At 36.2% G+C, this 11,420-nt stretch carries 5 protein-coding genes and 1 pseudogene; 4 read left to right on the plus strand and 2 right to left on the minus strand.

Annotated features, from left to right (window positions below; translation table 11 throughout):
- Positions 1–572: 572 nt before the first annotated feature.
- Positions 573–1,196 (minus strand): SWIM zinc finger family protein, encoded by a 624-nt coding sequence (locus tag AFK68_RS26730; RefSeq protein ID WP_094676576.1) that lies wholly within the window; start codon positions 1,194–1,196, stop codon positions 573–575.
- Between the two features lie 1,075 nt (positions 1,197–2,271).
- Here AFK68_RS26730 and AFK68_RS46620 point away from each other — a divergent pair.
- The 4 genes and pseudogenes from AFK68_RS46620 to AFK68_RS26755 all read left to right on the plus strand — a co-directional run.
- On the plus strand, positions 2,272–3,014 hold a 743-nt coding region (locus tag AFK68_RS46620), incomplete at its 3' end, for a metallopeptidase TldD-related protein (protein WP_371357578.1).
- A gap of 1 nt (position 3,015) precedes the next feature.
- Positions 3,016–3,404: pseudogene (locus AFK68_RS42650) on the plus strand (metallopeptidase TldD-related protein); the annotation flags it as partial.
- Positions 3,405–3,775: 371 nt separating this feature from the next.
- Positions 3,776–7,669, plus strand: a 3,894-nt coding sequence (locus tag AFK68_RS26745; protein ID WP_210407643.1) for a PAS domain S-box protein, incomplete at its 3' end; no start/stop codon positions are given.
- Positions 7,670–8,526: 857 nt separating this feature from the next.
- Entirely contained in the window at positions 8,527–9,480 is a 954-nt protein-coding gene (locus AFK68_RS26755) for a diguanylate cyclase (protein ID WP_094676584.1), read from the plus strand.
- 715 nt (positions 9,481–10,195) lie between these two features.
- Here AFK68_RS26755 and phnD read toward each other — a convergent pair.
- Positions 10,196–11,194, minus strand: coding sequence for a phosphonate ABC transporter substrate-binding protein (gene phnD / locus AFK68_RS26760; protein ID WP_094676586.1), 999 nt, complete (start codon positions 11,192–11,194; stop codon positions 10,196–10,198).
- Positions 11,195–11,420 lie beyond the last annotated feature (226 nt).

Below are 11,420 nucleotides of genomic sequence, written 5' to 3' on the forward strand. Positions count from 1 at the left end.
AATATTAAGTAGTCGTGCTTTTAGTTAAGAATTTTCTAGTTAAGATAGGGAACAGAGAGTTAATAGAATGTGTAATTAATTTTGCTTATGAACTTACTATAGCAATTCCCAAAAAGCGTGAGGTACAAAATTCCCTAGTTTTAGGGAACACTTAACTGGTATGGAGGGAGTAGGGAATAGTAATTCTGGTTCCGTAGGAATAGATAAAGAAGAAAAACGACTGTACCTCATTACCTTGGGAAACGCTATACTATGTAGGGAAGTTCCATACAACTATACAACTTCCCTACCTACTCCCTATTTCCTTTTACCGAAATAATTAATAATTAAACAATTAAATAATTAGATCATTCAGGTTTAAAGCCTCCCCTTGAATAGGGAAAAAAAGTGCTAGTGCCACTACGCGGAAGTCAAAATTCAAAATTCAAAAGTATTGTAAGGTAAGGCTTTTAGGATTTTGTAACTGGTCACTTATTTCCGCCATTCTGCACTAGGATATTTCCAGACCTTCAATTCCGTAACGGTTTTAACAAGAGGTAATTATCCATTATCAATTATCCATTATCCATTAATCAAAGACCTAAATCAGACTTAGCAACTTCAGCCATAGCCAATAATTTTTCATCCCACTTTTTCCCTGTATTTTGTTGTAAATATTCTGCTAAAGAACCCCATCCATTTAACTGTAAATACAAATGAGTAGCAATTTGATGTTTACAAATACTATGACGATAAACCATATCAGGACAACTACAGCCAATATTATTTACCTCAGCTACAGTTCCTTTAATTGGATTTCTAACCACAGAACTAACAGCAGTCAACTCAACTTCTAGTTTTTCTAAAGCAGCTCTATTATATCTTTCGAGAAAAGCGTGTATTTCCGAATAAATAATAAAATACTTGCCATTTTCTGCATTTATGTTAATCCCAGAAGTCTGAAAATTATAACTGATAATTTTGCTAAAATTGCGCTGTTTAATTTGCAAAAAACAGAGCAAATAATTCAGAAACTTTGCTTTAGATAAAAAAGTGCTGCACCGTCCTTTTGAAGTTCTATAAACTATTTGAGGAGTTTCAGAAATCCCAACAGGTTTAATACTTTCAATCTTAATTTCTAAAGGTACTAATGCCTGAATTTCTGAATCTATTTCGCGAGAAAAATGAGTGGATTTAATACCAATGCAATTAACCATGATATAATCCTCTTATGATTTAACTTTTTTTTCCAGGCGCTCTATGAAAAAGCCAATCAGATGAGCGCCTTTTATATTACAATCATACTTCAATAAACAGGAATCGACAACCATTGAAAGTTACTTCCTGTAAAAGACTAAAGTCTTTACTACAAACCGAAANGCGAGAAAAATGAGTGGATTTAATACCAATGCAATTAACCATGATATAATCCTCTTATGATTTAACTTTTTTTTCCAGGCGCTCTATGAAAAAGCCAATCAGATGAGCGCCTTTTATATTACAATCATACTTCAATAAACAGGAATCGACAACCATTGAAAGTTACTTCCTGTAAAAGACTAAAGTCTTTACTACAAACCGAAAAAATCTCAACCAAAGGGGAGTGTGGGGAGAAACTACAACCAGAGGGGTTGAATTAACTTTTTGAGAGTAAATTGGAGCCACTCTTTTTCAGCTATTAGCTGTCAGCTAGCCTCCTAGCTAGGTCAGAACTACGTTAACAGGAATAAGACCCGGCTTTTGTAGTAAGATTTAACTGTGGCTTAATAAGACCCCGCCCTTAAGCGAGGTTTAAAAAAGCTTTTATCTAAAACTAAAAGCAATAGCTGACGGCTAACGGCTGAATACTTACAATAACTGATAACTGAAATGACCACAGAAATTAAACCAAATCTTCTCAGTCAAGACGAAGCATTATCCTTAGTAGAAACAACCGTAAAAAAATCTGACGCCGAAGGTATTTTCGTTAGTCTTAGCAACAACGAATCATCCCTAACTCGCTACTCAGAAAATCAAATTAGCCAAAATATTAGCAAAACAAAATTTGAACTTAACATCACCAGTTATTTCGGCACTCGTCGCGCCACCGCTTCCACTACAGAACTAGATCCAGATGCCATTACAGCCACCATTCGCCGTTCCGAAGAACTGGCCCGCATCGCCCCACAAGATCCAGAGTGGGTCCCACTGCTCGAACCCCAACAATACGAAAATAGGACTCCTGCCTTTGATGAGTTGACTGCTACTATCTCTCCCTTAGCACGAGGAGAAATAGTCCAACAGGTATGCGCCATGAGTGCCAAAGCAGAGGTAGATGGTTCCGGTACTCTGAGTACAGATACATCTTTAGGAGCGATCGCTAACTCACTAGGGTTACGCGCTTGTAATAAATACACAAAAGCAGATTTTAGTTTTACGGCAAGAATCGAAAATGGCTCTAGTTGGAGTCGTCGCACTACTTGGGGTATAAATCAACTACCCACTGAAAGTCTGACTGAGGAGTTGATTAACCGTGCCTTTGCTTCTCGCCAACCCAAAGAAATTACTCCTGGTGTTTATCCCGTCATTTTCAGTGGAGCTGCTTTAGCCGATCTGTTGATTTGGCTAATATTTAATCTGGATGCACGAGCAGCAGATGAAGGGCGCTCGTTTATGTCCCGTACTGATGAAACTGGGAAACCAGAGGGCAACCGAGTCGGGGAACAAATTTTTAGTCCGTTGGTACAGTTACAACGTTATCCTGGTCATCCTTTGTTGCAATTAGGGAATTTTTCTGCTGATGGGTTGAGTAATCATTATCTGGACATAATTAAGGATGGTGTGCCACAAACCTTATCTTATAGTCGGTATTGGGCAGCTCAACAAGGCAAACAACCTACTGGATCTATGTTCCCAATAGTGATGCAGGGTTCAGAGCAAAGTTTGCCAGATTTGATTTCGCAGACGGAACGAGCAATTTTGGTGAATCGTTCCTGGTATGTACGTTATGTGAATCCCCGGACTTTAGAGGTAACAGGGATGACACGGGATGGTACNAAACCTTATCTTATAGTCGGTATTGGGCAGCTCAACAAGGCAAACAACCTACTGGATCTATGTTCCCAATAGTGATGCAGGGTTCAGAGCAAAGTTTGCCAGATTTGATTTCGCAGACGGAACGAGCAATTTTGGTGAATCGTTCCTGGTATGTACGTTATGTGAATCCCCGGACTTTAGAGGTAACAGGGATGACACGGGATGGTACTTTTTGGGTTGAGGATGGCAAGGTGGCTTATCCCATTAAAAATTTGCGGTTTAATCAGGTTTTGCCAGATATGCTAAGGGATGTGGATGCTGTGAGCAAACTAGATCGTTATGGTAATAGTGTTTTGCCTGGGGTGAGGGTGAAAGCGTTTAATTTTAGTAGTGTGACTGATAGTATTTAGATATAAAACAGGGAGTAGGGAGTAGGGGAGTAGGGGAGTGGCAGTTCTTCCGCAGGAGACTAACTAATATAGCACTCGAAGCAAAGGTTAGGACAATTCTAAATCCTGTTTGCGGAGCATTTCTGCAGGAAAAAGCCTTTGATAGTCTGCAGTTCCCTTTTCCCTTTTCAAGTAGCGCTATAACTGATAACTGATATAGCGTTTCCCAAGCTAATGAGTACAGTTGTTTTTCTTATTTATCTATTCCTACGAAACGAGAATTACTACTCCATACTCCCTCCATACCTGTTCCCTGTTCCCTAAAACCAAATAATTTTGTACTTCACGCTTTTTGGGAATTGCTATAACTGATAACTGATAACTGAATAAATATGCCTAAAATTAATGAAAATTTAAGAATATATGAACGAATATTTTCCTTAAGTGGTGAGGCTATATGTTTATTAGATACCAACTATAACTACCAATTAGTTAATCCAGCATATCTCAAATTAATTAATCAAAAATCTGAACGGGTAATTGGGAAAAATATCAAAGAAGTTTTGGGAGAAAAAACATTTGAATTTTTTTTAAAACAACCATTTGAAAGATGTTTAGCAGGAGAAACTGTAGAAATTCAGGGGTGGATCAACTTAAATCGGATTGGCAAAAAATATATAATTCGTACTTATTCACCTTATTATGATGAAAATAGTAACATTGCTGGAATCATAGCTAATCTTCGAGACCAGACAAATTTTCAGGAAGCAGAAATTGCCAGGCAAGAAAGCCAAGAATCCTTCCAAAAAATATTTGAAAATACTACAGAAGGAATTGCTATTTGCTCACTCACAGGCAAATTTTTACAAGTAAATCAGATTTTATGTGAATTTCTGGGATATTCTGAAGCAGAATTGTTAAACCTAAATTATTATCAGGTAACACAACCTAACAATCTAGAATCAGCATCAACCCCAATTCAGCAACTTATTTCTCAGGAAATATCCTACTTTTCCCTAGAAAAAGAATATATTCATCAAAATAGAACTTTGGTTTGGGGTCAAGAAATAGGTTCGATAATTCGACACCCAGATGGTTCTCCTAAATATTTACTGTTTGCAGTTAAGAATATTAACTCTCAAAAATTAGATGAACTTATCCAACAACAAGATCGAGAACGACTACAACGAATTTCTCATATCGGTAGTTGGCAGCTAGATGTTGCCACTAAAAAAATTAGCTTTTCAGAAGAATTATTTGAGATTTTTGGCTTTGAATCAGCAAATGCAGAACCTACCTATACTGAATATTTCCAGTATATCGATCCAGAAGATGGGATGGAACTGCAACAGTGTCTTGATGAAGCCATCGCTTATGGTAATTCCTATAAAATTGACTTAAAAATATCTAGAACTGATGGTACTACTAGATATATAGAATTACGAGGTGAAGGGGTTAAGGATGGAGAGGGAAATGTCATCAAGGTATTCGGAACTGTATTTGATATTACTACCCGCCAAAAAGTAACAAAAAACCTACAACAACAAGAAGTAGAATTAAAGATTTTTGCTAAAAATCTCTTAGAAATTAACAAGCAACTTGCTCAACAAAAACAAATGCTAGCAGATATTTTAGACGGGTTGCCAATACCGATATTTCTCAAAAGTTATTGGGAAGAAGATCGGATTGAATTTCATTTTTTGAATCAAGCAGCAGTGGTAGGTTTTGGTTTAGAAGGAAAATCTTTGTCAGAAGTTAAATATGAGGATTTATTTGGTCAACACTATATGCAGTTTAAGTCTGACGATCTAAAAGTCTTAAAAACAGGCAAGCCTTTGGTAAAAGAAGAAACCTTTCACGATCCATCAGGAAAAAAATATCATATTATCTTAAATCGAACCTTGATCCAAGCAGGAGATACAAATACAAATAAAGATAAATTATTACTTGCTTGTGGCGTCGATATCACAGAGCGAAAAATTTTTGAAAATGCGTTGCGTGACAGTGAAGCCAAATTTCGGCAATTAGCAGAAAATATTCATCAGGTGTTTTTTGTTTTGTCTGAGCAAGGAAAAGTAATATATATCTCACCTGCTTATGAGAAAATTTGGGGTAGAAGTTGCGCTAGTATATATGAAAATCCTGATTCCTGGTTATTGTCTGTTCATCCCGATGATCTTCGTACTTTGGTAGCAGCTTTCGAGATTCATATAGAGACTCAGGAACCTTTTGATGAAACCTTTCGGATCTTTCGTAATGATCAAGAAATTCGTTGGATTCAAATTAGATCGTTTCCCCTATTCAATTCTACCCACAGAGTGATCCGCTTTACGGGTATTGCAGAAGATATTACCGAACGGAAACTAGCAGAAGAAGCCTTGCGACAACAGCTTGAGCAAAGTCTTTTACTCAAGGGCATTACTGATGGGATTCGTAGTAGTTTAGATACAGAAAAAATTTTCCAAATTGCTGCCGAGCAAGTAGGGGAAGTTTTCCAAGCGAATCGTTGTTTGATTCATTTCTATATCACCGATCCTGTGCCCAAAATACCCTGTGTAGCAGAACACCTGATCGGAGAAGTGGAAGCGATTTTAGATATAGAAATACCAATAGCAGGAAACCCTCATGTCAAAAAGTTGCTGAGTCAGGAAACTGCTATTCCCTCCAATGATGTTTATGCTGACTCCCTCCTTCAACCCGTGGCACACGTTTGTCGTCAAATTCAACTTAAATCAATGTTGGCAGTAGGTACTTTTTATCAACATCAACTTAACGGAGCAATTGCACTACATCAATGCGATCGCTACAGAGAATGGACAAATAGTGAAATTAAACTACTTGAGGCAGTTGCAGCTCAAGTTGGCATTGCTATCGCCCAAGCTAATCTACTACAGCAAGAAGTTGAACGCAAAAATGAATTAGCTGAAAATAATACCGCCCTCCTAGAAGCGAAACAACAAGCTGAAGCAGCTAATAAAGCTAAGAGTGAGTTTCTGGCAAATATGAGCCATGAAATTCGCACTCCCATGAATGCAGTATTGGGTTTTTCTGAGTTGCTGCAATCTTTTGTTACCGATCCTGTAGGTAAATCCTATTTGGCCTCAGTGTTGGCAACTGGTAAAACTCTAATGGCTCTGATAGACGACATTCTAGATTTATCGAAAATTGATGCTGGAAAACTAGAGCTTAATTATGAACCTGTTGATATCACTTCCATAGTGGAGGAAGTCCAACAAATATTTCTGGCAAAATCTGCTGATAAAGGTCTAAGTCTTTACATAGAAATTTGCCCTACTTTACCTCATGCAGTTTTATTTGATCGAGTACGACTGCAACAAATCCTGTTCAACCTAATCGGAAATGCTATTAAATTTACTGAGAGCGGATATATTAAGATTTCTGTAAATTCATACAATGTTGATAATATTCAAAGCGATCAAATTGGTTTAGAAATTTCTGTAGAAGATACGGGAATAGGTATTGCCCCAGAAAAACAACAGGATATTTTTGATGCTTTTACTCAAAGTGACAGTACAACCAGTCGCAAATATGGAGGTACTGGGTTAGGTTTAACAATTACTCGTCGTCTTGTAGATATTCTAGGTGGTACAGTTGAGCTAGAAAGTGAGTTAGAAAAAGGGAGTAAATTTATCGTCAGTTTTCCTAGAGTACAAATTACACATACCCCTGTAGAATCTAACTTATTAGCAGAAAAAGATAACAATTTACGCCAGTTTTCCCCTTTAAAAATTCTAGTGGTTGATGATATAGCTTCTAATCGGGATTTAATTGCTGGATATTTTTATCAAACATCTCACCAACTGTTTTTTGCTGGTGATGGGGAAGAAGCAATCCAAATCGCAAAAGCAGAACTCCCAGATTTGATTTTTCTCAATTTGCGGATGCCTCGTATTGATGGTAGAGACACAGCGTTATTCTTGAAGCAAGATGAACAAACCAAACACATAGCGATCGTGATGCTGACTGCCTCATCAAAAGTTGAAAATGAGTTTGACTTGAAGTTTTTGTGTGAAGGGTTTCTCCGTAAACCTGTTAGTCGTACTCAGTTGGTGGCAGAAATGAAGAAAATTTTTCCGATTATTTCTGCTGCTACTACACCTGACCTTGAGATAGAAGAATTAGATAATTTTACCGAAACAAAGGTTATTTCTGGGAAACCAATACGATTAGATGAATTGCGAGATAAGCTGAATCAGGAAGCAGAAACTAATTGGCTAAAATTACGGCAAACTTTAGCTATAAGTGATTTGGAAAAATTTGTCGCTNAAAATTTTTCCGATTATTTCTGCTGCTACTACACCTGACCTTGAGATAGAAGAATTAGATAATTTTACCGAAACAAAGGTTATTTCTGGGAAACCAATACGATTAGATGAATTGCGAGATAAGCTGAATCAGGAAGCAGAAACTAATTGGCTAAAATTACGGCAAACTTTAGCTATAAGTGATTTGGAAAAATTTGTCGCTCGTTTGAATGTTTGGGCAGAAGAGCATCAGTGTCAGTTATTAAGAGAATATACTCAGAAACTAACTCAACAAATTGATGATTTTGACTGGGATAAAATTCCTGAAACTATTGACCATTTTACAGTAATATGTGATGCTTTATAGCAGTTTTCATATTTTTTAGAGTACAGAGATTTGGGTTGAAAGGAAGAAGGCTCATATTACCTAGGAGAGAAGGAAGAAGTTTTTTTTCTAACTTTGTGAAAAGCGCTATAAAATATTATAAAGAGCTGTATATAATTGAAAAAATCTTGAAAAAAATGCCAGAACAAATTCCTGAATTATCTTTAATTGAGACAAGCCCCTAATTATTATTAACGAGCTATTAGCTTTTAGCATTTCCTGACGGAATGCTGTGCAAACAGCTAGCCTCCTGCGGAGGAACTACGTTTTTTCCTAACGGAATGCTCCGCAAACATGTCGCGTAGCGAAACAGCTTTTAGCTTGTAGGGGCGATTTCCGTTCCGGAATGCTCCTAATTACGCGAATCGCCCCTACTGGGTTTAAATCCCCGGTTTCTATAAACCGGAAGGTTTAGGAGGGGTTGAAATCTCCTTCTAAAGGTTTACTGCTGACTGCTGACCGCTGACCGCTAACCGCTTTTTTAATTAAGAATATGCTGAAAGAAGAACCATTTAAACCTGAAAATTTTTATATCCTTGCAGTTGATGATATTTCTACTAATCTGAAATTGTTAAGAGTAATCTTAGAACCTGTAGGTTATAGTCTGACTTTTGCCAAGGGTGGCTATCAAGCAATAGAAAGGGTTAAGGCTTCAAAACCAGATTTAATTTTACTAGATTTAATGATGCCTGACATGAATGGATTAGAAGTGTGTAAGCACTTAAAAAGCGATCCAGAATATGCTGATATTCCGATTATTTTTATCACTGCTAGTAATGAACAGGAACACATAATAAATGCTTTTGAATCGGGAGCAGTTGATTATATTAATAAACCATTTAAAAAAGCCGAACTTTTGGCTAGAATTCGGAATCATTTACTCCTAAAACATACAATTGATGAATTAAAATATACACAAAAAGAGTTGCAAAATGCTTTAGTAAAAGTTCAAAAAATTGCCAATACTGACCCCCTTACAGGAGTATTAAATCGTCGTAGTTTGTTTAATTTTGGTCATCAAGAATTTAATCGCGTTAGTAGATATGGTCCGCCTTTTTCTATTTTATTAATGGATTTAGATCACTTCAAGAAAGTTAACGATAACTACGGTCATCAAGTAGGAGATATAGCTCTATGTACAGTAGTTAAAAGTATTAAAAATACTATTCGTAATGTTGATTTCTTAGGTCGATATGGTGGAGAAGAATTTATGGCTCTTTTGCCTGAAACTCATGGAGACCAAGCACTTACATTAGCAGAGCGAATTAGACAAATGGTAGCTAGTAATATTATTGAAACTGACCAGGGAAATCTCCGGTTAAGCATCAGCATTGGAGTTACTACATATTCTATTAAAGATCGGAGCTTAGATGATATGATATCACGAGCAGATAAAGGAGTTTATCAAGCAAAGCAACAAGGAAGAAATAAGTGCTGTTTAGTATAGTAATAAGTCTTTTTCTTAAATTAATAATTAATAATTAATAATTAACAATTATAGCACTCTAAGGAAAGGTCAGGACATTACTAAATCCTAAAACTCAGTCATATCAAATCCGGTTAAACAGTTATAGATTGGTTAAATCGTAATTGAGTCAGGAGTCAGGAGGAGAAAGAATCACAAACATTTAGTAGTTATGACGATTGGAGAATTTTTTTTTATGTCCAATCAAACGGATTTGATATCAGACATTACTTCTGAGTTATAACCACCTTGGGAAGGAAAGGGGGGGGTTGACTTCTGACTTGCGCGTAGCACTATACCTCTTTTTCTTCTTCAAAAGAAGAGGATTGGATAAAAAGATTTTTTTAAATCATTCCCGCTTCATCTACCCTAAAAAACTTAACACCTTCTGTTTTTTCCTGTTTTATACCATTTTGAAAAAAGAATGTTACGAATAGTAAGAGCGATAAAAATACTTGACAGGAGATGTCCCTTGGACAAAAAATATGATTTATGACCTAAAAAATCGTATTAAAGCCATTCCCATGCGACTCCGTACGGACGCCCTTATGCAACGTCCCTACCTCCTGACTCCTAAAAAGTACCCTAGCTATTTGTNCCCATGCGACTCCGTACGGACGCCCTTATGCAACGTCCCTACCTCCTGACTCCTAAAAAGTACCCTAGCTATTTGTAGCAAACATTTATAAAACTGGTATTAGTTACTTTTTACAGTTTGTAATTCTTGACGTAATTGTTCTAAATTTTGTTTATCTTTAGCACTTAAATTTTCCTTATTTTCCAACTCCAAAATTTGTTTAGCAATATCTAATTCTCGAATCGGATTCCAAGTTTGATCATTTGCTTGATCGAACCCAGACCAACCATGAGGTTTAAGAACTGCGGCATCTTTAAAGTTATAAAAGAAATTACGAATTTTCTGTTTTAAATCTGCTGGTAAATCTTTACGATAAGCAATGGGGTCACTAGGAATTAAAGTAGAAGTCCAAATAGTTTCTATATTTGCTCTTGCTTTAGGATTTGTTTGTTGTAGTCTATCTAAAGATTCATTATTATTAGTAGCTACATCTACTTGATTATTAGCTATTGCTAAAGCTGTTGCTTCGTGACTTCCAGAGAAAACTAAACGTTTAAATATTTTTTTTGGGTCAACTCCATTTTGAGCAAAAACATAGTAACTCGGTACTAAAAAGCCAGATGTAGAGTTCGGGTCATTAAAAGCAAAAGTTAAATTTGCTGCATTTTTTATTACATATTTATCTCCTCCCATTGCCTTAGCTTCTGCAACGATGGGGTTATTTTTGTTAGTAATTAAATGAGAGTAATAACCTTTACCACCTTCTGTATCTACTGTTTGAGCAAAGGCTTCTGCATTAGCACGTTTTGCTGCTTCAATATAAGATTTTCCTCCATACCAAGCTAGATGAATATTACCAGTTCGCATTGCTTCAATTACTGCTACATATTGAGTTACATAAAATGCCTTAACTGGTAAACCAATAGAATCAGAAAATGCTTTAATTAATGGTTCCCAAATTGGTCTTTGATTGGTTTGAGACTCGGTAGAAATAATGCCAAATTTTATTTCTTTAACCTGAGCTAATGTCTGAGATGACAAAGTTAAATTAGCTAATTTTGCTCCTGCTAATGATAAAGCAAATAGAGATGAATTTTTAACAAATTTACGTCTGTCCATAATCTTGTTTTATCTATCAATTAGAGTGGGTATTATTTCAGTTATCAGTTAACAGTATCTCCTGGAATAGGGAGGCTTAAAATCTGATATTCTGGTCAGTGGTAAGTAGTAAGCATCAGTTCTGTATTGTCTTGGAAACTAAGATGCTTAGATACAAAACCAAATACAAATCAATATTTGGGGTATTTTTTTGAAATTGTAAATATTATTCCTTAATGAATTTAAG

It is taken from the genome of Hydrocoleum sp. CS-953, assembly GCF_002260545.1.
Taxonomy (GTDB): Bacteria; Cyanobacteriota; Cyanobacteriia; order Cyanobacteriales; family Microcoleaceae; genus Trichodesmium.

Bases quoted from the DNA above. Each gene is read 5' to 3' on its own strand.
- AFK68_RS26730 (WP_094676576.1), bottom strand. From the start codon at position 1,196: ATGGTTAATTGCATTGGTATTAAATCCACTCATTTTTCTCGCGAAATA.
- AFK68_RS26755 (WP_094676584.1), top strand. From the start codon at position 8,527: ATGCTGAAAGAAGAACCATTTAAACCTGAAAATTTTTATATCCTTGCA.
- phnD (WP_094676586.1), bottom strand. From the start codon at position 11,194: ATGGACAGACGTAAATTTGTTAAAAATTCATCTCTATTTGCTTTATCA.